The organism is Leptothrix discophora (genome assembly GCF_030705305.1).
In the GTDB taxonomy this organism is placed as follows: Bacteria; Pseudomonadota; Gammaproteobacteria; order Burkholderiales; family Burkholderiaceae_C; genus Sphaerotilus; species Sphaerotilus discophorus.
The window spans coordinates 38,219-58,569 of record NZ_JAUZEE010000010.1 but is presented as its reverse complement, the minus strand read 5'-3'; the positions used below and the strand labels follow the sequence as shown (position 1 = coordinate 58,569).

General features: G+C 70.4%; 21 protein-coding genes. 8 read left to right on the top strand and 13 right to left on the bottom strand.

What is annotated here, in order from left to right; all coding sequences use genetic code 11:
* Window positions 1–47: 47 nt before the first annotated feature.
* The 6 genes from mnmA to Q8X39_RS16640 all read left to right on the top strand — a co-directional run bounded on the left by mnmA (window position 48) and on the right by Q8X39_RS16640 (window position 7,402).
* Window positions 48–1,220: a tRNA 2-thiouridine(34) synthase MnmA gene (mnmA, locus tag Q8X39_RS16665; RefSeq protein WP_305750812.1), complete on the top strand. Its 1,173-nt coding sequence runs from the start codon at window positions 48–50 to the stop codon at window positions 1,218–1,220.
* 206 nt (window positions 1,221–1,426) lie between these two features.
* Window positions 1,427–3,628, top strand: a complete 2,202-nt coding sequence (locus Q8X39_RS16660; RefSeq protein WP_305750811.1) for a putative bifunctional diguanylate cyclase/phosphodiesterase — start codon at window positions 1,427–1,429, stop codon at window positions 3,626–3,628.
* A gap of 189 nt (window positions 3,629–3,817) precedes the next feature.
* Complete coding sequence (locus tag Q8X39_RS16655) at window positions 3,818–4,648, top strand: IclR family transcriptional regulator domain-containing protein (RefSeq protein ID WP_305750810.1); 831 nt, start codon at window positions 3,818–3,820, stop codon at window positions 4,646–4,648.
* A 73-nt stretch (window positions 4,649–4,721) separates the two neighbouring features.
* Entirely contained in the window at window positions 4,722–5,924 is a 1,203-nt protein-coding gene (pobA, locus tag Q8X39_RS16650) for a 4-hydroxybenzoate 3-monooxygenase (protein WP_305750809.1), read from the top strand.
* A 130-nt stretch (window positions 5,925–6,054) separates the two neighbouring features.
* Entirely contained in the window at window positions 6,055–6,966 is a 912-nt protein-coding gene (locus tag Q8X39_RS16645) for an alpha/beta hydrolase (protein ID WP_407068024.1), read from the top strand.
* 13 nt (window positions 6,967–6,979) lie between these two features.
* Window positions 6,980–7,402 (top strand): acyl-CoA thioesterase, encoded by a 423-nt coding sequence (locus tag Q8X39_RS16640; RefSeq protein ID WP_305750808.1) that lies wholly within the window; start codon window positions 6,980–6,982, stop codon window positions 7,400–7,402.
* A 7-nt stretch (window positions 7,403–7,409) separates the two neighbouring features.
* Here Q8X39_RS16640 and Q8X39_RS16635 read toward each other — a convergent pair whose 3' ends face one another.
* The 8 genes from Q8X39_RS16635 to Q8X39_RS16600 form a co-directional block, all read right to left on the bottom strand.
* Window positions 7,410–8,777 (bottom strand): MATE family efflux transporter, encoded by a 1,368-nt coding sequence (locus tag Q8X39_RS16635; RefSeq protein WP_305750807.1) that lies wholly within the window; start codon window positions 8,775–8,777, stop codon window positions 7,410–7,412.
* A 102-nt stretch (window positions 8,778–8,879) separates the two neighbouring features.
* Complete coding sequence (locus tag Q8X39_RS16630; RefSeq protein WP_305750806.1) at window positions 8,880–9,395, bottom strand: heme-degrading domain-containing protein; 516 nt, start codon at window positions 9,393–9,395, stop codon at window positions 8,880–8,882.
* 41 nt (window positions 9,396–9,436) lie between these two features.
* Complete coding sequence (locus Q8X39_RS16625) at window positions 9,437–9,832, bottom strand: Dabb family protein (RefSeq protein ID WP_305750805.1); 396 nt, start codon at window positions 9,830–9,832, stop codon at window positions 9,437–9,439.
* Window position 9,833: 1 nt separating this feature from the next.
* On the bottom strand, window positions 9,834–11,060 hold the full coding sequence (locus Q8X39_RS16620; RefSeq protein ID WP_305750804.1) for an AGE family epimerase/isomerase: 1,227 nt from the start codon (window positions 11,058–11,060) through the stop codon (window positions 9,834–9,836).
* Window positions 11,061–11,076: 16 nt separating this feature from the next.
* Window positions 11,077–12,327, bottom strand: coding sequence for a YbiU family protein (locus tag Q8X39_RS16615; RefSeq protein WP_305750803.1), 1,251 nt, complete (start codon window positions 12,325–12,327; stop codon window positions 11,077–11,079).
* A 54-nt stretch (window positions 12,328–12,381) separates the two neighbouring features.
* The gene (locus tag Q8X39_RS16610) at window positions 12,382–13,368 is read right to left on the bottom strand and encodes a Gfo/Idh/MocA family protein (protein WP_305750802.1); all 987 of its coding nucleotides are present in this window, start codon (window positions 13,366–13,368) and stop codon (window positions 12,382–12,384) included.
* A 50-nt stretch (window positions 13,369–13,418) separates the two neighbouring features.
* Window positions 13,419–14,408, bottom strand: coding sequence for a LacI family DNA-binding transcriptional regulator (locus tag Q8X39_RS16605; RefSeq protein WP_305750801.1), 990 nt, complete (start codon window positions 14,406–14,408; stop codon window positions 13,419–13,421).
* Entirely contained in the window at window positions 14,399–15,445 is a 1,047-nt protein-coding gene (locus Q8X39_RS16600) for a hypothetical protein (protein WP_305750800.1), read from the bottom strand. The genes Q8X39_RS16605 and Q8X39_RS16600 overlap by 10 nt, the downstream gene beginning before the upstream one ends.
* A gap of 215 nt (window positions 15,446–15,660) precedes the next feature.
* Here Q8X39_RS16600 and Q8X39_RS16595 point away from each other — a divergent pair, with 215 nt between their 5' ends.
* Both Q8X39_RS16595 and Q8X39_RS16590 read left to right on the top strand, forming a co-directional pair.
* A complete protein-coding gene (locus Q8X39_RS16595; RefSeq protein ID WP_305750799.1) occupies window positions 15,661–15,822 on the top strand; it encodes a hypothetical protein in 162 nt (53 codons plus the stop codon).
* Window positions 15,823–16,561: 739 nt separating this feature from the next.
* Complete coding sequence (locus tag Q8X39_RS16590; RefSeq protein ID WP_305750798.1) at window positions 16,562–16,780, top strand: hypothetical protein; 219 nt, start codon at window positions 16,562–16,564, stop codon at window positions 16,778–16,780.
* Window positions 16,781–16,957: 177 nt separating this feature from the next.
* On the opposite strand, the gene Q8X39_RS16585 is transcribed toward Q8X39_RS16590, so the two are convergent.
* From Q8X39_RS16585 to Q8X39_RS16565, 5 genes are all read right to left on the bottom strand, one after another.
* Window positions 16,958–17,527, bottom strand: a complete 570-nt coding sequence (locus Q8X39_RS16585) for a YceI family protein (RefSeq protein WP_305750797.1) — start codon at window positions 17,525–17,527, stop codon at window positions 16,958–16,960.
* A 62-nt stretch (window positions 17,528–17,589) separates the two neighbouring features.
* Window positions 17,590–18,180 carry a YceI family protein gene (locus Q8X39_RS16580; protein WP_305750796.1) on the bottom strand — a complete coding sequence of 197 codons (591 nt, stop codon included), beginning with the start codon at window positions 18,178–18,180 and terminating at the stop codon, window positions 17,590–17,592.
* Window positions 18,181–18,284: 104 nt separating this feature from the next.
* Complete coding sequence (locus Q8X39_RS16575) at window positions 18,285–18,863, bottom strand: cytochrome b (RefSeq protein ID WP_305750795.1); 579 nt, start codon at window positions 18,861–18,863, stop codon at window positions 18,285–18,287.
* Window positions 18,864–19,007: 144 nt separating this feature from the next.
* The gene (locus tag Q8X39_RS16570) at window positions 19,008–19,970 is read right to left on the bottom strand and encodes a MerR family transcriptional regulator (protein WP_305750794.1); all 963 of its coding nucleotides are present in this window, start codon (window positions 19,968–19,970) and stop codon (window positions 19,008–19,010) included.
* Window positions 19,971–20,096: 126 nt separating this feature from the next.
* Window positions 20,097–20,291 (bottom strand): hypothetical protein, encoded by a 195-nt coding sequence (locus Q8X39_RS16565; RefSeq protein ID WP_305750793.1) that lies wholly within the window; start codon window positions 20,289–20,291, stop codon window positions 20,097–20,099.
* Window positions 20,292–20,351: the final 60 nt, after the last annotated feature.

Below are 20,351 nucleotides of genomic sequence, written 5' to 3'. Positions count from 1 at the left end.
CCGACCGGCACGGCAGGGTCAAGGCGGCCGCCGGGATAATCCGGGCCGTGGAAACCGCAACGAAGAAACATCGCGTCGTCGTCGGCCTGTCCGGCGGCGTGGACTCGGCCGTCAGCGCCTGGCTGCTCAAGCAGCAGGGCCACGAGGTCATCGGCCTGTTCATGAAGAACTGGGAGGACGACGACGACAGCGCGTACTGCTCGACCCGGCAGGACTGGCTCGACGCGGCCTCGGTCGCCGACGTGATCGGCATCGACATCGAGCACGTCAACTTCGCGGCCGACTACAAGGACCGCGTCTTCGCCGAGTTCCTGCGCGAGTACTCGGCCGGCCGCACGCCCAACCCGGACGTGCTGTGCAATGCCGAGATCAAGTTCAAGGCCTTCCTCGACCACGCCATGCGCCTGGGCGCCGAGCACATCGCCACCGGCCACTACGCGCGGGTGCGACACAACCCGGCCACCGGCCTGCACGAGCTGCTCAAGGGGCTCGATCCGCTGAAGGACCAGAGCTACTTCCTGCACCGGCTCAACCAGGCGCAGCTGGCCCGGACGATGTTCCCGGTCGGAGAACTCCCCAAGACCGAGGTGCGCCGCATCGCCGCCGAGATCGGCCTGCCAAACGCGCGCAAGAAGGACTCGACCGGCATCTGCTTCATCGGCGAACGGCCGTTCCGCGAGTTCCTCAACCGCTACCTGAGCCACCAGCCCGGCCCGATCAAGGACGACCGCGGCCGCACGCTGGGCGAGCACGTCGGACTGAGCTTCTACACGCTGGGCCAGCGCAAGGGCATCGGCATCGGCGGCATCAAGGACAAGCGCGCACCGCGCGGCGGGGGCGAGCACGCGCCGTGGTTCGTCGCCCGCAAGGACATGGCCAGCAACACGCTCCACATCGTGCAAGGCCACGACCACCCGTGGCTGCTGGCGCCTCGCCTGACGGCCGACGACATGAGCTGGGTTTCGGGCCGTGCCCCCGCGCCCGGCCTGGGTGCGCACGGCGGCCTGGCCGCCAAGACGCGCTACCGGCAGGAGGACGCGGCCTGCGCGGTCACGGCGGTCGATGCCGCCGGCCTCACGCTCGATTTCACCGAGGACCAGTGGGCCGTCACGCCGGGCCAGAGCGTCGTGCTCTACCAGGGCGAGGTCTGCCTGGGCGGTGCGGTGATCGCGTCGGCCGCTGCCCACGAGGGCCGCAAGCCGGCGTCCGTCAGCGCCTGACTTGACCTGGGTCATGTCATCCCCGTGTCAGGTGGCCGGAAACGGCTTCCTTTGCCACTTGTTTGCGTGGCGGGCTTGTTGATCGCCCACGATTTCTGTAGTGTCCAAGACATCTTGTTGCGACGTCGGCGAAGGCCGGCCTCCTGACAAGCCGGACCTCGGCGATGGATGGCCGAGGCCAGTCTCGTGTTTCACTGGGCATTCCCATGGAAGTCTCGCCGGTCTCATCGGGCGAATGGATCAGGCTCGCCAACCTGCGTCGGTTGCGTGTCCTGGACACGGATGCCGAGCCGGCCTTCGACGCGCTGGTCGAGGCGGCCATGGCCGCGCTGCGCATGCCGGTGGCGATGGTCAGCCTGGTCGACGCCGACCGGCAGTGGTTCAAGGCGCGGCGCGGCATCGCGATGCAGGAGACGGCGCGCGACATCGCCCTGTGTGCCCACGTCGTCGACCAGGGCCGGCCGCTGGTCGTGCCCGACACCCGGCTGGACGAGCGTTTCTTCGACAACCCGCTGGTCACCGGCGAGCCCGGCATCCGCTTCTATGCCGGTGTGCCGCTGCGGCTGGCCGATGGCTCCTGCGTCGGCGCGCTGTGCGTGATCGACCGGGTGCCGCGCCAGCTCGACGAGACGGCGCTGCCGGTGCTTGATCGACTGGCCGTCGCGGTCGTGCATGCGCTGGAAGCCCGCCTGCTGCGCGAGCAGGAGCACGAGACCCGCGCCGCGCTGCAGCTCAGCGAGGAGACCTTCCGGCTGCTGGCCGAGAACACCAGCGACGGCCTGGCGATCTACCAGGACGGCGCGATCCGCTACACCTCGCCGTCCTATGCCCGCATGCTGGGCGACGACCCGGATGTGGGCTTCGGCCGCAGCCGTGCCGAGATGCTCGAACGGATCCATCCCGATGACCGCCAGCAGGTCGCCGAGGCGGTCCGCGACGCCATCGAGCGCCGCCTGCCGCACCAGGTCTACGCCTACCGCATGCGCCATCGCCAGGGCCACTACTTCTGGCGCGAGGACTCGACCCGCTTCGTCTACCGGCCCGACGGCCAGCCCGAACGCGCCTACATCGTCTGCCGCGACATCACCCAGCGCAAGCTCGACGAGGCACGCATCGCGCACCTGTCGCTGCACGACACGCTGACCGGCCTGCCCAACCGCCTGCACATGCAGCGCCGCTTCGACACCCTGTGCGCCGGGCTGGCGCAGAGCCGCCATGTCGGTGTGCTGCTGCTGTTCGACGTCGACCAGTTCAAGGAACTCAACGACACCCGCGGCCACGACCTGGGCGACGAGTTGCTGCGCCAGTGGGCGCAGCGGCTGGCGTCGGCCTCGGACGGGCGCGTCTGCGGCCGGCTCGGCGGCGACGAGTTCATCGTGATGGCCGACCTGGGTCCCGACGGCGGCTGCGAGGCCGACCGCATCGGGCGGGCTTCCGCCTTCGGTGCCAGCCTGCTGCGACGGCTGGCCCAGCCGCTGGCCGGCGCGCTGGCCGCGCACCGCGCCACCGCCAGCATGGGCATGGTGCTGCTGCAGGGCACGGCGGTCGGCTTCGACCGCGCGATCCAGAAGGCCGACATCGCGATGTACGAGGCCAAGTCGGCCGGCCGCGACACGCTGCGCCTGTACACGCCGGTGCTGGAGGAGCGGCTCGCCGAGCGCATCGCGCTGGGCCAGGCGCTGCGGCGCGCCGTGCCCGAGGGCCAGCTGCGGCTGCACTACCAGCCGCTGGTCGACCGTGCCGGCGCCTGCATCGGCTACGAGGCGCTGGTGCGCTGGCAGCATCCCGAGCGCGGCCTGCTGGCCCCCGGCGCGTTCATCGCGCTGGCCGAGGCCACCGGCCTGATCGACGAGATCGGCCTGTGGGTGCTCGAACAGGCCTGCAGCCAGCTGGCCGCCTGGCGCGACGTGCCGGCCTTCGCGCCGCTGTCGGTCGCGGTCAATGTCAGCGCGGCACAACTGCGTCATCCGGAGGTGGTCGAGCAGATTGCCGCCGTGCTGCGGCGCAGCGGCGCGCCGGCCGCGCGGCTGACGCTGGAGCTGACCGAATCGATGCTGCAGCAGGACGTCGAGGATGGCGTGCGCAAGCTGCGGGCGCTGCGTGCGCTGGGCATCGGCCTGGCGCTGGACGACTTCGGCACCGGCTACTCGTCGTTGAGCTACCTCAAGCGCCTGCCGCTGACGACGGTGAAGATCGACCGCTCCTTCATCCGCCACATCGACGCCGACGGGCAGGACGAGGCCATCGCGCGCGCCATCGTCGGACTGGCGACAACGCTGGGCCTGCGCGTGGTGGCCGAGGGCGTCGAGACCCAGGCCCAGTTCGAGCGCGTCGCGGCGCTGGGCTGCGAAGCCTTCCAGGGCTACCTGTTCGGCCGCCCGCAGCCACTGGCCGACGTGGCGGCCTGAAGCCGATCGGTCGATTTCACCTGGCCGGACCCACCGGGCGCCCTGCGCCCCGAAAAGCGTGCGCATCTCGCACAAACAGGGCCTGCGGTCGACGGCGTCGCTACGCTTGCTTGACCTGACGCAGGTTTGCGACCGGACGCGCCCTCAGCGACGCCGCGGCCGCGCCCGAGGTCCACACCGTCCGACCCGATGACCGCACGCCCTTCCGATCTCACCGAGGCTTCCGAAGCCGGCCCCGCCGCCAGCGCCCGGCAGGACGCCGGCGCCGTCTCGGCGCGCGACTTCGTGGCCGCGCTGGCGAGCGGCCTGCTGGTGATCGAGGCCTTCGACCAGGACCGCCCGCGCCTGTCGATCAGCGAGGTGGCCCAGCGCGCCGGCCTGACCCGCGCCGCTGCCCGCCGTCACCTGCTGACGCTGACCCAGCTGGGCTACGCGCACCAGCAGGGCCGGCTGTTCGAGCTGACCGCCAAGGTGCTGCGCTTCGGCCAGTCCTACATGCATTCGGCCCGCCTGCCGCGGCTGCTGCAACCGCAGCTCACCCGCATGGCGCTGGCGCTGCAGGAGGCCAGCTCGGCCGGCGTGCTCGACGGCGACGACGTCATCAGCGTGGCCGCCGCGACCGCCGGCCGGGTGGTCTCGGCCACCGTGCAGCCGGGCACCCGCGTGCCGGCCTGGTGCACCGCCAACGGCCGGGTGCTGCTGGCGGCGCTGCCCAACGACGCGCTGGACGCCTTCATCGCCCGCCAGCCCATGCTGCCGCTGACGCCACAGACGGTCACCCAGCCCGAGCGCCTGCGGCTGGAGATCGAGCGGGTGCGGGTGCGCGGCTATGCGCTGGTCGACCAGGAACTGGAGCCCGGCCTGCGCACGCTGTCGGTGCCGCTGCGCAACTTCCGCGGCGACGTGGTGGCCGCGATCAACGTCAGCGCACACGCCGGTCGCATGAGCAACGCCGAGCTGCTCGACCGCTGCCTGCCGATGCTGCTGGAGGTGCAGGCGCACCTGCGGCAGTTCCTGTGAAGCCCGATCCCGATCTCGACCCCGCCCACGCGCACACCCGTCCACCACAAGACCCCGACCGGAGACCCGAACCATGAGCCTTCCCACCCGCACCCAGGTCGCCATCATCGGCGCCGGCCCGTCCGGCCTGCTGCTCGGCCAGCTGCTGCACCAGGCCGGCATCGACAACGTGATCCTCGAACAGCGCAGCGCCGACTACGTGCTGGGCCGGGTCCGCGCCGGCGTGCTGGAGCAGGTCAGCGTCGACCTGCTCGACGAGGCCGGCGTCGGCGCGCGCATGCACCGCGAGGGCCTGGTGCACCACGGCATCGAGCTGATGTTCTCCGGCGAGCGCCACCGCATCGACCTGGCGGCGCTGACCGGCGGCAAGTCGGTCATGGTCTACGGCCAGACCGAGGTCACGCGCGACCTGATGGACGCCCGCCGCGAGCACGGCGCGCCGATCGTCTACGAGGCCGAGGACGTCGCCCTGCACGGCTTCGACGGCCACGCGCCGACGGTCACCTTCCGCAAGGACGGCGTCGAGCACACGCTGGCCTGCGATCACATCGCCGGCTGCGACGGCTTCCACGGCGTCGCGCGGGCCAGCGTGCCGGTCGGCGCGATCCGGCAGTTCGAGCGTGTCTACCCCTTCGGCTGGCTGGGCATCCTGGCCGACGTGCCGCCGGTCTCCGACGAGCTGATCTACGCCAACCATGCCCGCGGCTTCGCGCTGTGCAGCATGCGCAGCGCGAGCCGGGTGCGGCTCTACGTGCAGTGCTCGCTGCAGGACAAGGTCGAGGACTGGAGCGACGAGCGCTTCTGGGCCGAGCTGAAGTCGCGCCTGGACCCGGCCACCGCCGAGCGCCTGCCGACCGGTCCGTCGTTCGAGAAGAGCATCGCCCCGCTGCGCAGCTTCGTGGCCGAGCCGATGCGCTTCGGCCGCCTCTACCTGGCCGGCGACGCCGCCCACATCGTGCCGCCGACCGGCGCCAAGGGCCTGAACCTCGCCGCCGCCGACGTGCGCTACCTGAGCCGCGCGCTGATCGAGCACTACGCCGACAAGTCCGATGCCGGCCTGGACGACTACTCGCGCAAGGCGCTGCGCCGGATCTGGAAGGCCGAGCGCTTCAGCTGGTGGATGACCAGCCTGATGCACCGCTTCCCGGCTGGCCCCGGCGACACCGGCGAGGTCGGCCACCGCATGCAGACCGCCGAGCTGGACTACCTGGTCCACTCGCAGGCGGCGATGACCTCGCTGGCCGAGAACTACGTCGGCCTGCCGTTCGAGGAGTGAGCAAGGCTCGCCTGTTCCCGTGATGCCGGCAGGATGGACCGGCCGGGTGACGGGCCGGGCGACGGGCCGAGCGACGGGCCGAAATCCCCGCGCCGGCCGGGGCTGTCGCGGGCTCTGGGAACATCGCGCCATGCCACAGACCGATCCCGCACCGCCCGCCTCCGACCGTCGCCGCCGCGCCCCGCGACTGGCCTGGCTGTTGCTCCCCGCCCTGCTCGGTGCCGCGCTGATGGCGGGCTGCACGAGCCTGGACGAGCGCCAGCGCGCCTGGATCTTCCAGCCGAGCAAGTCGACCTGGTGGGGCAGCGCGGCGGCGGCCGAGGGCATGCAGGAAGTCTGGATCGAGCACGGCGACGCGCAGGGCCGGCCGGTGCGGCTCCACGGCCTGTGGCTGGACCAGCCGCAGGCCGACGCACCCGTGCTGCTCTACCTGCACGGCGCGCGCTGGAACGTGCGCAGCAGCGCGATGCGCATGCGCCGCCTGCACAGCCTGGGCTACGCCGTGCTGGGCATCGACTACCGCGGCTTTGGCCTGAGCACCGACGAGCTGCCGTCCGAGCAGACGGCCGTCGAGGACGCCCGCGCGGCCTGGGACTGGCTGGCGCGCGAGCATCCGGGCCGCCGCCGCACGGTGTTCGGCCATTCGCTGGGCGGTGCGATCGCGGTCGCCCTGGCCGCCCAGGTCGATGACGAGGCCGGTGTCATCGTCGAAGGCACCTTCACCTCGATCCCCGACGTGGTGGCCTCGTTCCGGTGGGGCTGGCTGCCGGTCGGGCCGCTGATCACGCAGCGCTTCGAGGCGGTCTCGCAGGTCGCGCACATCGGCTCGCCGCTGCTGGTCGTGCATGGCAGCGAGGACACGCTGATCCCGCCGGCGCTGGGGCGCCAGCTCTACGAGCAGGCCCGCGAGCCCAAGCGCTTCGTGCTGGTCGAGGGCGGCTCGCACCACAACACCAACGCGGTCGGCCTGGACCGCTACCGCGAGGCGGTGGCCGAGCTGTTCGGCCTGGCCGTCCCGGATGAAGCGACGCGGGTGCGCTGATAAGGTCCGGCGCATGAAGAGCCACATCTACACCCTGCGCGTCGAGTTCGGTGACTGCGACCCGGCGCAGATCGTCTGGTTTCCCAACTTCTTCCGCTGGGTTGACGCCGCCAGCCGCCACTTCTTCGTGCAGTGCGGCCTGCCGGACTGGAAGACCACCGAGCGCGAGCGCGGCATCCTGGGCACCCCGCTGGCCGACACGCAGGCGAAGTTCCTGCGGCCGGCCTCCTACGGCGACGTGCTGCAGATCGAGAGCCAGGTCAGCGAATGGCGTCGCCGCAGCTTCGTCATGAAGCACCAGATCCGCCGCGCCGACGTCGTGCTGGTCGAGGTGACCGAGGTGCGCGTCTTCGCCCGCCGCAAGGGCGACGGCAGCGACCCGCACGCGATCGAGGCGGTGGCGGTGCCGGAGGACTGGCGCGCGCTGTGCGAGTGAGGCGGCGCTAGAAGCGCGTCTCCGTCCCTGGCGCCCGCATGCGCTGGTGGATGGCGCGGGCATGCTGGACCCAGCCGTGGGTCTCCCATCGCCAGTACATCAGGCCGCCGCGGATCCATTCGTCGGCCGCGTAGGCGATCCAGATGCCGACCAGGCCGAAGTGGCGGCTCAGCACCACCGAGCCCACGCCCAGCACCAGGATCAGCGAGGCGATGCTGGCGCTGACCGGGAAGATCACGTCGCCGGTCGAGCGCAGGGCACCCAGCACGACGAGGTTGGCGACCCGGCCGGTCTCCAGCGCGAAGGAGATCCACAGCAGCGTCTGCGCAGCCTGGATCACGGCCGGATCGCGCGTGAAGATGCGCATGATCCAGGGCGCCCCGGCCGCCGCGACCAGGGCCAGCGAGCCCGAGGCCAGCAGGCCGTTGCGCAGGCCCTTGCGCACGAGCTGGTGGGCGTTGCGGAACTCGCCGGCGCCGATCAGGTGCCCGACCATGATCTCGCAGGCCCAGCCGATGGCCAGGCTGATGAGCAGCACGTACTTGAGCGTCTGCAGCGTGTAGGCCTGGGTCGCCAGCGCGGCCACGCCCAGCCGGGCCGCCGACGACAGCGACATCATGAAGGCGATGCGGTAGGCCAGTTCCAGCGCGGCGCCGGGCACGCCGATGCGCAGCACCGGCATCAGCGAGCGGGCCGGGCAGACGTACCAGTCGCGCCGGTGCGGCGCCAGCTTCAGCCGGCTGCGCCACAGCCACAGATGCAACCACAGGCCGAAGGCGCGGCTGAGCGTCAGCGCGATCGCGTAGCCGGGCAGGCCCAGGCCGTCCCAGTCGCCGAAGCCCAGCATCAGCGGGTAGGCCAGCGCCAGGTGCGACAGGTGCATGGCGATCATCACCATCAGCGTCTCGCGCGCATGCAGGTGGGCGCGCAGGATGCTGGCCATCGTCAGGTTGTAGGCCTCCAGCAGCAGCGCCAGCGCGATCAGCGGCAGGTAGGGGCCGGCGATGGCGGCGACCTCTTCGGGCGCGTTCAGCACGTCGAGGATCTGGTCGGGCAGGAACAGCACCCACATCGCCGCAAAGGCACCGGCCCAGGTACACGCGCCCAGGCCGACCAGGGCGGTGCGGCGTGCGGCCTCGGGCTGGTGGCCGCCGACGGCCTGGGTGATCGTCACGCCCACGCCGATGGCCAGCACGCGGAACAGCACGAACAGCGTCTCCATGACCTGCTGGGCCATGCCGAAGGCGCCGGCCGCGGCGTCGGAGATCTCCGAGGCCATCCACAGCCCGGCCATCGCCACGCTGATGCCGAACATGAACTCGCCGAGGATGGGGCCGGCGATCGGCGTGATGTGGGGGCGGTTGCCTCGGGCCATGGCGGGGTGGGTGAGGGTTCTCGGCGGCCCGGGCATCGTACGCAGGAACGGCGCTGAAACCCAGCGCGATGGCAGGCCGCAGCGGTGCTTTTCGAGCGCCGTTCAGCGCGCCAGCGCGACCGTTTCCAGCGCGATGCCCAGGTGTTCGGCCAGCACCTCGACGACCAGGTCGTGGTCGTCGCGCTGCGGCAGGCCGGAGACCGTCAGCGTGCCGACGCAGGCGCCGCCGTCGGCCAGGCGGATCGGAAAGCAGCCGCCGGCGTTGGCATGGTCACGCAAGGGCAGGCCGAGCTTGACCTCGAGGTCGGCGACGCCTTCGAGCGCCAGTTGCAGGCCGATCGCGTAGGAGCTGCGCTGCAGCGTCTCGACCGCGTTGCGCTTGCGGCGGGCCCAGTCGGCGTTGGTCGGCGCGGTGCCGGGCATGGCGCAGAGGAAGACCGTTTCGCGCGCCAGCCGGGCCTCGATGGTGATGGCCACGCCGCGCGCGGCGGCCCGCTCGCGCAGGCAGCAGCCGAGCTGCCAGGCGATGGCCTCGTTCCAGGTCGGCAGGCGCAGCCTGGCTTCCTGTTCGGCGATGCGCGCGAGATCGCGGCGCAGCAGCTCGGGGTCTGGGTTCATGGGTGTTCCGATGGGCAGGAGGGCGAGGTTCAGGCCGCGGTTCAGGCCGCGGTGCAGGCCGTGTTGCAGGCCGTGTTGCAGGCCGTGTTGCAGGCCGTGATGCAGGAGACCGGCTGCGGCGCGTAGTCCAGCACCAGCGCCGCGTCGAGCAGCGGCCCGATCGCGGCGACGAAGGCCTGGTGCGCCGGATGGACCAGGTAGGCGTCGCGGGCGGCGGCATCCACGAAGGTCATCAGGTAGACGTGACCGTAGCCTTGCCCCAGCCCTTCGGGGCTGACGTCCGCGCCGTGCTCGAAGGCGAGGATGCCGGGGATCTGCGACGGCAGCGCGCAGAACGCCGCATGCGCGTCGGCCAGCGTCGCCGGGTCGATCGCCGGCTTGTAGCGGAAGGTCACGAGGTGACGCAGGCTGCCGGGGTGGCTCAGGTCGTGAGCCATCTCAGGCACCCAGCCCGCGCAGCACGTCGTGGCAGGCCCCCATGGTGTGGTAGTCGGTCTTGCCGGCGGGGCTCTTCTCGTCGGAATAGGCGCGGTTGTCGGGCGTGCGGATGCGGTACCAGGCGCCGTGCACGTGGTCGATCATGTGGTCCCAGGCATAGCCCCAGATGCGGTCGTACCAGTCCCAGTGGCGGGCCTCGCCGGTGTGCAGCGCCAGCAACGCGGCGGCGGCGAAGCTCTCGGCCTGGACCCAGAAGTACTTGTCGGCGTCGCAGACCTCGCCACCCGGCGCGAAGCCGTAGACCAGGCCGCCGTGGGTCTCGTCCCAGCCGTGTTTCATCGCGGTCTCGAAGAAGCGCTGTGCGGTCTCGGCCAGCCAGGCCGGGCGTCGGTCGGCCGGCAGGCGCGACGCCAGTTGCAGCAGCAGCTTGGTCCACTCGGTCAGGTGGCCGACCTGGTAGCCCCAGGGCCGAAAGATGTTGGTCTTGTCGTCGCGGTTGTAGTCCCAGTCGACCGTCCAGTCGGCGCGGTAATGCTCCCAGACCAGCCCGTCGGCCAGGCTGGCCTGACGCTGGGTGATGGACTCGGCCAGCGTCAGCGCCCGGTCCAGGTAGCGGGCCTCGCCGGTGGCATCGTGCGCGGCCAGCATGGCCTCGCAGCTGTGCATGTTGGCGTTCTGGCCGCGGTAGCCACCGACCCGCCAGTCCGGCGTCGCCTCGTCGGCATAGAGCCGGTGGGCCGGTTCCCAGAAGCGCTGTTCCATCAGCTCGAAGGTGGCGGCGAGCCCGGCGCGGGCCTCGTCGGCACCGGCCTTGACGGCGTGGGCATGGGCCAGCAGCACGAAGGCCAGGCCGTAGCAGTGGTTCGTGGCGTCCTGCACGGTCGCGCGCTGGCCGTCCCAGTCGACCTGCCAGGCGTAGCCGCCCTGGGGTTGCGCATGGCCGGCCTGCAGGAAGGCCATGCCGTGGCGCACGCGGGCCAGGTCGTCCGGGCGCTCGGCCGCGCCGAAGCGGCACAGCGCGGTGGCGTGGTTGAAGACGAAGCGGGTGCTGCTGACCAGGTGGCGGGTGCGCCGGTCGTAGAGCGTGCCGTCATCCTTGTAGAAGTGGAAGAAGCCGCCGCTCGGGTCGACGCAGCGCGGGTCGTAGAACGACAGGGTGTGGCGGATGTGGCTGCGCAGGAAGTCGGGCGAGCGGAAGTCGGGGCGGGGCGGGATGGGCGTGTTCATCGGCATGTCTCGTCGTTCAGTCCCAGGCCTTCAGGCCCATCTGGCGCAGGCCCAGCTCGCTCAGGTCGCTCGCCATGGCGCGGCCGGCGAAGTCCAGCTCGTAGTGCTCGGGCGCGAAGTCCGGGCTGCTGCGGCCGGCCAGGAAGGCTTCGGCCTGGCGGGCCGCATAGGCCGCGTTCTTCTCGCACCAGGGCGCCGCGCCGATGTAGATGACGTTGCTGTAGCCGCTGCCGCGGTGGTGGTCCTCGACCGCGTGGATGATGTCCTGATGCCACCAGACGGTGTCGCCCGGCTCGACCTGCGGGATCGGCACCAGGCCTTCGAGCAGCTCCGGATGCCACTGCCGCGACGCGCCCAGCGCCCGGCCCGGCTTGGCGCCGCACAGGTCGCCCTCGGGCACGTCGGGCTGCAGCGCGCGGGTCAGCATCCACGGCGTGGTCTTCGCCAGCGGCACCAGTTGCAGCGTGCCGTCGCCGGGGCCCTGGCGGGTCAGCGCGGTCCAGCCCTGGAAGGTCCGGAAGGCCGAGCAGACCGCTGGCGAGGGGATCTCGCGGGTGGTGGTGCGGCCCTCGGCGTCGAAGGGGTCGAAGGCCAGCGGGTCGCCTTCAAAGACATGGCGGTAGACGTGCCGGAACGTGGGCTCGCACCAGCGCTCGACCGAGCCGCCGTCCGAGTGCGGCGACAGGCCCAGCGTGCTGTCGCCGGGTTCGCGGCGGCGGATCCGGTCGGCGTAGTTGAACTGCCGGTCGGGCTCGAAATACCGCGTGCCGTCCTTCTCGAAGGTCCACAGGCGGTTCAGCCAGGACCGCGTGGTGTCCAGCGTCGGGTTCTGCCGCGCCATCATCTGCGGCTTGGACCAGTACAGGCTGTAGATCTGCGGGCGGCTCGAGGCGAGCGCGCTGAAGTACTGGTCCAGGCCGGCCTTGTCCTTCATGCGTTCGAGGTAGCGGACCTCGTCGATGTAGCGGATTGCCTCCTCGTTCCAGGCTTCGACCTGGGCCCGGTCGTGCACGCCGCGGATGACGACGCAGCCACGCCGCTTGATGCGCGCGATGTCCGCTGCCGAGACCGTGCCTGCCGCCACGTCCGCATAGGCGATCTGCGGCACCGCGCCGCCCTGGGCCTGCTCGGCGCGGATCGCGCTGACCTCGTCGCGCAGGGCCTCGGTCAGCAGGCGGTGGCGGCCGGCGAGGTCGCTTACCTCGGCGCGCAGCCGACGTTGGGTCTCGGTGACGGCACGCGGCACGTCGTTCATCCAGGCTTCCATGGCGGTCTCCGGTTCGTTCGGTGTTGTCGTGTGACGTGAGGTTCGAGGGGAGGCTCAGTCGATGAGCCTGGCTTGCCCGCTGGCCGCCGATGCCAGCCCGGCCAGCGCGATGGCCATCGAGCGTTCGCCGTCGACCCCCGTGGCCAGTGGCTGGCCGTCGCCGGCGCAGGCCCGCACGAAGGCATCGAAGCCGACCTCGTAGAGATCGACCTTCGGCATGGGCAATGGCTCGACCTGGCCGTCGTGGCGCCAGCTCAGCGTGGCCTCGCCGGCCTGGCTCAGCGAGCCTTCGGCGTAGAGGCTGCCTTCGGTGCCGAGCACGTGCAGCCGCGTCATCGCGTCGCGGGCGACGAAGGACTCGTGGGTCTGCGCCAGGATGCCGTCGTCGAACTCGATCAGGTTCATCGCGCCGTCCTCCAGCCCGCCCTGGGCCATGCCATTGCGCTGCGTCACCGTGGTGATGCGGCGGGCCTCGCGGCCGAGCAGGAAGCGCAGCAGGTCGGCGTCGTGCACGAGGATGTCGAGCACCACGCCGCCGCCGGCCTCGGGCGCGCTCAGGCGCCAGCCCTGCAGGTGCGGCGGCAGGTAGACCGCATGCGAGACCTGCACGCCGTGGACACGGCCGATCTTGCCCTCCGCGATCATCCGGCGCATGGCCTGGTGGGTGGCCTGGGCGCGCAGGTGGTGGTTGGTGGCCAGCACCTTGCCGGCGCGGCGGGCGGCCTCGACCATGCCGGCGGCATCGGCCAGCGACATCGCGATCGGCTTCTCGCACATCACGTGGCAACCGGCGGCCAGTGCGGCCAGCGTCTGGTCGTGGTGCTGCTCGTTGGTCGAGCTGATGTAGACGGCGTCCAGTCCCTGCGCCAGCAGCGCGGACAGCTCGGTGTGGCCGGCCTCGAAGCCCTGGTCGCGGGCGAACTGGGCGGCCCGCTCGGCGCTGCGCGAGCACACGCCGACGAAGGCCTGGCCCGGCAGCTTGCGCAGCGAGGCGGCAACACGTTCGGCGATGTTGCTGGCGCCGATGAATCCCCAACGCATGGTGATGCTCCTGGTGTGGTTCGTGGAACGTAAAAGAGGGCTCGGGCGGATCAGGCGCTGACGGTGGCGCTGCTGCTGGCACGCACGACCAGCTCGACCGGCTGCACGGTTTCCTGCGGCAGGTCCTCGCCATGCAGGATCAGCTCGACGCCGGCGCGTCCGAGCGCTTCCTTGTTGACCCGCAGCGTGGTCAGCGGCACGGGTGCGTAGGCGGCTTCCGGGATGTCGTCGAAGCCGACGATGGCGATGTCCTCGGGCACCCGCAGGCCGGCGGCCTGGCAGACCCGCAGGGCCGCCAGCGCGGCGGTGTCGTTGTAGGCGAACACGGCGTCCGGACGATGGCGCAGCTTGAGCAGCATGCGCATGCCGGCCTCGGCGCCGCTGCTGGTGTCCAGGCCGGGCGGGGCGACGACTTCCAGGTCCGGATCGGCCAGCACGCCGGCCTCGTAGAGCGCGCGCCGGTAGCCGCGTTCGCGCTCGCGGATGCTGTAGTGCGCCAGCGAACCGGCCAGGTAGGCGATGCGGCGGCGGCCCTGGTCCAGCAGGTGTCGGGTGACGAGGTAGCCGCCGCCGGCGTTGTCCGGGTTGACGGACGGGCAGCCCGGCAGCCACGAGTCGATCAACGCCATCGGCAGGTCCAGGCCACCCAGCAGCGTCAGCAGCTCGGCCTCGAAATAGCCGGCCGCGATCAGTGCGTCCGGTTCGTGCAGGCGCAGCTGGTCGCGCACCGGATCGGCCGGGCCGGCGGCCAGCAGCGTGGGTGCGACGCCGTAGCTGCGGCAGGCTTCCTCGACGCCATGCATGACCAGCGCGAAGAACGGGTTGAGCGCGAAGCTGCTGTGGTGGCGGTGGACCAGGAAGACCAGCCGCTGGGCCCGGCCCGAGCGCAGCCGTGCGGCGTCGTAGCCGAGTTCGCGGGCGACCTGGCGCACGTGCTTGCGGGTCTCGTCGGACAGGCCGCGCTGGTTCTTGAGTGCCCGCGAGACCGTGCCGATCGACACGCCGGCGGCGGCGGCGACGTCGCGGATGGTCACGCCCACCGGGCACGCTCCGCGAGGGTCATGGGCCAGGCGCTGATGCGGCTGGCCAGGTGGCGGGTCTGGCCGGCCGAGAAGGCCAGGCCGGTGCGGCCGGCCAGCGGATGCTCGGCCGGCGGCGTGGCGACGCGGCCCAGGTCGAACACGCCGTGCACCGGCTCCAGGCCGATCGCCCAGTGCCGGCTGTTCCAGGGCGGTTGCGGCCGGCCACGGTGGCTGACCCACACCATCAGGTCGGGCAGCAGCGCGCGGTCCCAGTCCAGCTCGACCGTCCAGCCGGCGTCCAGGTAGTGGGCCCGGACCGGGCCGGTGATGGCCATCAGCTGCAGCAGTTCCTCGCTGTCGACCGGCTGCGGCATGCGGCTCAGGTCGATCCGGCGGCCGTCGGCGGCGGGCGCGTCGGACAGGCGATCGAAGCGGGCATCCGGCAGCAGCCGCGACGAAGGCTCGGCCGCCACCGGGTAGCTCAGCGCCGGTCCGGCATGTGGCAGGTCCAGCGCGACGCGGCCGAGGTCCAGCCGCAGCGTCGGGTGCAGCGAGACCGGCAGCACGCAGTCGGTGCGGGCTTGGATCGCGAGGTCCAGGTGCAGCGTCGGCGCGGCCGGGTCGGCACGCAGCGTGCGGGACAGTCGCTCGATCGGCTGGTCGGCGGGCAAGGCGATGGTCTGGCGGGCGGTGAGCGGGTCGTCTGTCTGCGCCGGCGTCCAGTCGTGGTGCGAGGCATGGCCGTGGCCCCAGTCGTCGCCGGGCGAGCGGGACGTCCAGCCGCGCGGCAGGCCGTCGACCGGGTCGGTCCGGCCAAAGGGCACGCAAGGCCACTCGCCGCGCAACCGACGCAGGATGCCGGGCAGGGCGTCGGCGCCGGGCTCCTCGGCCCAGGGCGCGATCTGCATCGGCTGGAACGGCGCATGGCCGTCGGCCAGGAAGGTGACGGGTCCGAGCATGCCGCCGAGGTGCTGCCAGTGCGCGTCGCCGTGGGGCCAGCTCAGCCGGATCTCGCCGGAATGGGTGGCGAGCGGGGTGCTTGGGTTATTGCTCACCGCACCAGTTTGCAACCGACCAACTGTTTAGTAAACGACTGAACGGCGATTGAACGTCGGTGTTTGCCCTTGTCCAGGTCGCGCTCGGTTACATGTTCCCCGGTTGAAACCTGTCATCCGAACCAGCGGAGGCGTCGTTGTAGAGGCGTACCGCAACCCCCCAGGCCGATCCCGGCCGATGACTGCGGAAGGTTCAGATCCAAGTGTCCATCGCCATGAAACACCTCCTGCGTACCGAACAACCCGCCCCCCGTCGCCCGCTGACCCCCGAGCGTCCGACCGACAAGGGCCACAAGCACGAGTCCTTCGACTACGGCCGCGTCGGCTTCGACATGCGCAGCCAGGCCCTGGCCCAGCGCATGGACCGCAAGCGCTGACCGGTTTGCGACGCGCCTGACGCGTCGCCCCGCTGGCATCGGCCGTTCTGGTCGGTGCGCCCCCCCAGATTCCGCCGCATCCCGCTCGCCCACCGGACCAACCTCGGCCGGTCGTGGTCAGTCGTGTCCGATCTTCCCGCGTTGCCGGGAACACAGACCGGCGCCTGCTGCCAGGCAGGCGGCGCCTCACGCCTTGAGGCGATCTCCCATCCCACCCCCCTCCTTCGGCGTCATGTCCCTCGGCCGGGGATGCGCCTGCCCGCGCAGCGTCAACGCGGGTGGACGGGTCGGATACCGTCCATGGACGGCAGGCTGCGGATGCCGACCCAATTGGGTGCAAATAAATGGAAAATTATCCCATTTATTGAGGCGACCACATCGGCGGCATGGAGACTCATGCAGTTTCTCTACACAACTATTTGGCATGCCCACGCCAGATTGAGGGGGAATCGCCGTCACGTCGATCCCCTTGATTGCGGGGGGTGGGCTGCCGTTCCTATCGCGATTTGTTGCGAAGTGTGTATCGATTTCCGGGCGCCTTGTGGCGATTTCTCAACAGACATCATGCGGTCAATCTGAAAAAACAGCACATCAGCCCGCATTCATGCCGTAGATCACGTTTTCTGTGACAGTGGGCGATATGGCGCATATATTCGGGGCTTGGGTCACACGACTGCGTGTGATCGGTTCATCGAAGACGATGCGTCTCCCGACCCACTTTCAGCACCCCGGAGTCACCATGAACAGCAAGCCGAACCCTGATCTGTCGACCTTGGCCACGATGGCCGGTCTGGTCCGTCTGGCCCTGGTGCTGATCTGTGCGCCGGCGATGCTCGCCGCGGCGATCGTGGCGTCCGCTGCGATCGTGCTGTTGTGGCCGGTCGCCTGGCTGGTGCGTTCGGTCAAGCGCATGCCCTCGGCAGGACTGCGTCGACGCGGCATGAGCGCCACCTGCTGAGCCTGCACCCGGCCTGCGCCCGGCCCGCACGTCGCCGCAGGTCGGCGACGCCGCGCCAGGATGGGATGTTCACGGAACGACCCTGAGGTTCCAGATGAAGAAAAGGGCACTGCCTCGCGGCAGTGCCCTTTTTTTTGCGTCCGCCGGCAGCCCTGGCGGGCCAGCCGCGTCAAGGCATCACTGCTTGACGGCTTCGACCTGGATCACCAGGCGCATGTTGTCGGGGAAGCCCCAGTCCAGGCCGTACTTGACGTCCCACAGGCTGCGCTTGATGTCGGCCGTGAAGTCGCCGCCGCAGACTTCGCGCTTGAGCATCGGGTTGTCGTAGCAGTTGAACTGCGAGGCCTTCAGCGTGATCGGGTGGGTCTTGCCCATCAGCGTGAACTGGCCGGTGATCTCGCTGACCTTGTCGCCTTCGAACACGAACTTGTCGCTGACGAAGCGGGCGGTCGGGAACTTCTCGGCGTTCAGCAGTTCGGCGCTCTTCAGGTGCGTGTTGAACTGGGTGAAGCCGGTGTTGATCGACGACACGTCGACGGTGATGTCGGCCTTGCCGTTCTTGGCGGCGCGGTCGAGCGTGACCGAGCCTTCCTTCTTGTCGAAGCGGCCGCGGTTCGTGCTGGTGCCGAAGTGGCCGATCTCGAAGGTCACGTAGGTGTGGCTCGGGTCGATCGCGTAGGTCGACGGGGCGGCGAAGGCGGCGCCAGACAGGGCCAGAGCGGCAAGGGCAAGCAGGGATTTCTTCATCGATGACTCCGAAAGGGTTGAGGGTTGGTCGGGTGAGGAGAAAGGGTGGCGGGCCGGCCGCGTCAGAGCGCGCCCAGGCCGTTGATCTGCAGCTTGAACTTCACGGTCACGTCGTTGGCGACCATCGAGGTGTCGGACCAGTCGCCGTCGCCGATCTTGAAATCCAGGCGCTTGATGGCGAAGGTGCCGGTGGCCGTGGCGGCCGGGCCGGCGGCGGCCAGCGTGACAGGCACGACCACGTACTTGCTGGCGCCCTTGATGTTCAGCTTGCCGGTGACCTCGTACTTGCCGCCGCCCAGGCCCTTGATGGCGCTGGACTGGAAGGTCGCCTGCGGGAACTTGGCGGTGTTGAACCAGGTGGCCTTGGGCAGCTCGACGTCGGTCTCGGCCGAACCCATGGTGGCGCTGCCCAGGTCGATCGAGAAGCTGACCTTGCCGGTCTCGGGCTTCTTCGGGTCGAAGGCCATCTGCGCATCGAACTTCTTGAAGCGGCCTTCCACGGGCACGCCCATCTGCTTGATCGCGAAGGTGACCTCGCTCTTGGCGGCGTCGACCACCGGCGCGGCTTCGGCCGGCGTGGCGATCAGCAGGGCGGCACCCAGCGCGGCCGCGGCGGTGAGCGGGGTCAGGGTGGTCGAGAGCGGAAAGTTCATGTCGGATTCCTCTGGGCTTGCCTGCGGCCGTCCGGGTCGGGCGGTGCGGTCGGGTTCAGGACGCCGGATGGGCGTCGATCGGGAGGTGGTGTGTCGGGACGCGCTCAGACCGGGCCGATGCCCATGCGGCCGAGCAGGCGGTCGCGGTCGATGACCTGGTGCTTGAGTGCGGCGGCGACGTGCAGCAGCACGAGGGCGGCGAGGCCGAAGGCGGCCAGCTTGTGCAGTGGCTTGATCGCCTCGGCAAGTTCCTTGCTGACCGGCACGAAGTCGGGCAGTGGCAGCACGCCGAACCAGACGATCGGGAAGCCGGCCGCTGAGCTGTAGGCCCAGCCGGTCAGCGGCACGGCGAAGAACAGCAGATACATCAGGTGATGGGTGCCGTGGTGGGCCTTCTGTTGCCACGCCGGCATCGAGGCGATGACCTGTGCCGGCAGTTCCGGTGGCCGGTGCGTCAGGCGCCACAGCAGCCGGAGCGCCGACAGCGCCAGGATCGTCACGCCGGCCCACTTGTGCCAGTTGTAGAGCTTGAGCCTGGCCGGCGAGAAGGGCAGGTCGGCCATGTACACGCCGACGCCGAAGGCGCCGACGATGGCCAGCCCGAGCAGCCAATGCAGCGCGATCGCGACGGCGCCATAGCGGCGGTCTGTCGGCGGAGCGGAGACGGGGAGGGCAGCGGACATGTGGGGCGGCGATGACGCAGGCTTCAATGAATCGAAGCTTACGTTCGCGGCTTGCCCCATCGATTCACGGACCTTGACGCGATCGTTGGAAAACTCTGAACGTCCGTGGCAGGCGCACCGCGCGGCGGGTGGCGCCCGCAGGCGTCAGAGGTGCTCGGCGCGCCACCGTTCGAGTTCGGGGGGCAGCGCGTCGAGCCGGCTCATCGTGACGATGCCGTCCGGGCTGCGGCGCTGCATGGCCTGCAGGGGCGTGCCGGCCCAGATCTCGATGTTCGCCGGCAGCATCTGGCGCAGTTCGGTCAGGCAGTCGAGCGCCTGGTTCGGGTTGCTGGCGGCGCTGAAGCTCAGGGCGACCAGATCGGCCTGGTGCGCCTGGGCGGCCAGCAGGATGTCGCGCATCGGTGTCTGCCGGCCCAGGCTCATGTTGAAGCAGCCGCGCACCAGGCAGACCGCCTCGGCCATCAGCAGGCCGAGGCCGTGGTTCTCGAACGAGGCGGTGGCCAGCAGCACGCGCGGCCGGGCCGAGGGGCCCGATTCGGGGCCAGCGGCAATGGCCGAGCGCAGCACGGTCTCCAGCACCTCGCTGGCCAGGTGCTCCTCGAAGATCTCCATCGTGCCGTGCGACCAGGCATGGCCGATTTCCGCCAGCAGCGGCACGACCAGGTCGAGCACGAAGCGTTCCAGGCCCAGCCGCAACAGCGCCTGGCCGAGCGAGCGACGCAGCGCGCCGATGTCGTGCCGGCGCAGCAGTTCGAGCAGTCGGTCGATGTCGGCCGTGTCGCGATCGTCGCCACCCCCGGCGCGGGTGCCCGCCAGGCCGCCGTTGGCCTGACCGTTGGCGTTGCTCCCGCCCAGCTGCAGCAGCTCGTCGAGGTGGAGGCTGACGATTCGGCCGGGCCGGTGGCCGGCGTCCAACAGGCGCTTGATGTGCCGCAGGCGCTCCACCTGATCGGGGGGGTAAAGGCGCTCGCCGTTGGCATCGCGGACCGGCTGCGGGAAGCCGTAGCGGCGCTCCCACACGCGCAGCGTGTCTTTGCCGATGCGGGTGTCGCGCTCGACGGCGGCGATTGTCATGGACAGACGGTTGAGGCTGGGGTCGGCGCTCATGGTGAATGACTCGGAAGTGGCGGACATTGCCCGGGTAGTTCAGGGCGCAAGGTTTTTGTGTGTCCTGGACAATCGATTGAAAGTGCCTCGGTTCGTCCCTAATATAGCCAGCATCAAACGGACTGACTAGGACAAAGCATGGGCGACGTCATCAAAGAAGACGTCGCCCGGCCGCCCGATCCGCCAGTCAACCCACGCAATCGCTCCAAACCGGGAACTTCCCATGAACGCACGACTCACCAGCAGGGTGCGGCGCACCGAGGAGGGTGTGGCTGCATCCGCCAGGACCACCGCTGCGTACAGCCAGGTCATGACGGACATGCTCACTCGTTTTCAACCGTGCAGACGGTCGGCCCTGCCGACGGCCCGCTCGAAGCGTCT

Excerpts from the sequence above, each read along its gene's own strand:
- Q8X39_RS16660 (WP_305750811.1), top strand. The coding sequence starts at position 1,427 with ATGGAAGTCTCGCCGGTCTCATCGGGCGAATGGATCAGGCTCGCCAAC.
- Q8X39_RS16655 (WP_305750810.1), top strand. The coding sequence starts at position 3,818 with ATGACCGCACGCCCTTCCGATCTCACCGAGGCTTCCGAAGCCGGCCCC.
- pobA (WP_305750809.1), top strand. The coding sequence starts at position 4,722 with ATGAGCCTTCCCACCCGCACCCAGGTCGCCATCATCGGCGCCGGCCCG.
- Q8X39_RS16645 (WP_407068024.1), top strand. The coding sequence starts at position 6,055 with ATGCCACAGACCGATCCCGCACCGCCCGCCTCCGACCGTCGCCGCCGC.
- Q8X39_RS16640 (WP_305750808.1), top strand. The coding sequence starts at position 6,980 with ATGAAGAGCCACATCTACACCCTGCGCGTCGAGTTCGGTGACTGCGAC.
- Q8X39_RS16635 (WP_305750807.1), bottom strand. The coding sequence starts at position 8,777 with ATGGCCCGAGGCAACCGCCCCCACATCACGCCGATCGCCGGCCCCATC.
- Q8X39_RS16630 (WP_305750806.1), bottom strand. The coding sequence starts at position 9,395 with ATGAACCCAGACCCCGAGCTGCTGCGCCGCGATCTCGCGCGCATCGCC.
- Q8X39_RS16625 (WP_305750805.1), bottom strand. The coding sequence starts at position 9,832 with ATGGCTCACGACCTGAGCCACCCCGGCAGCCTGCGTCACCTCGTGACC.
- Q8X39_RS16620 (WP_305750804.1), bottom strand. The coding sequence starts at position 11,060 with ATGAACACGCCCATCCCGCCCCGCCCCGACTTCCGCTCGCCCGACTTC.
- Q8X39_RS16615 (WP_305750803.1), bottom strand. The coding sequence starts at position 12,327 with ATGGAAGCCTGGATGAACGACGTGCCGCGTGCCGTCACCGAGACCCAA.
- Q8X39_RS16610 (WP_305750802.1), bottom strand. The coding sequence starts at position 13,368 with ATGCGTTGGGGATTCATCGGCGCCAGCAACATCGCCGAACGTGTTGCC.
- Q8X39_RS16595 (WP_305750799.1), top strand. The coding sequence starts at position 15,661 with ATGAAACACCTCCTGCGTACCGAACAACCCGCCCCCCGTCGCCCGCTG.
- Q8X39_RS16590 (WP_305750798.1), top strand. The coding sequence starts at position 16,562 with ATGAACAGCAAGCCGAACCCTGATCTGTCGACCTTGGCCACGATGGCC.
- Q8X39_RS16585 (WP_305750797.1), bottom strand. The coding sequence starts at position 17,527 with ATGAAGAAATCCCTGCTTGCCCTTGCCGCTCTGGCCCTGTCTGGCGCC.
- Q8X39_RS16580 (WP_305750796.1), bottom strand. The coding sequence starts at position 18,180 with ATGAACTTTCCGCTCTCGACCACCCTGACCCCGCTCACCGCCGCGGCC.
- Q8X39_RS16575 (WP_305750795.1), bottom strand. The coding sequence starts at position 18,863 with ATGTCCGCTGCCCTCCCCGTCTCCGCTCCGCCGACAGACCGCCGCTAT.
- Q8X39_RS16570 (WP_305750794.1), bottom strand. The coding sequence starts at position 19,970 with ATGAGCGCCGACCCCAGCCTCAACCGTCTGTCCATGACAATCGCCGCC.
- Q8X39_RS16565 (WP_305750793.1), bottom strand. The coding sequence starts at position 20,291 with ATGTCCGTCATGACCTGGCTGTACGCAGCGGTGGTCCTGGCGGATGCA.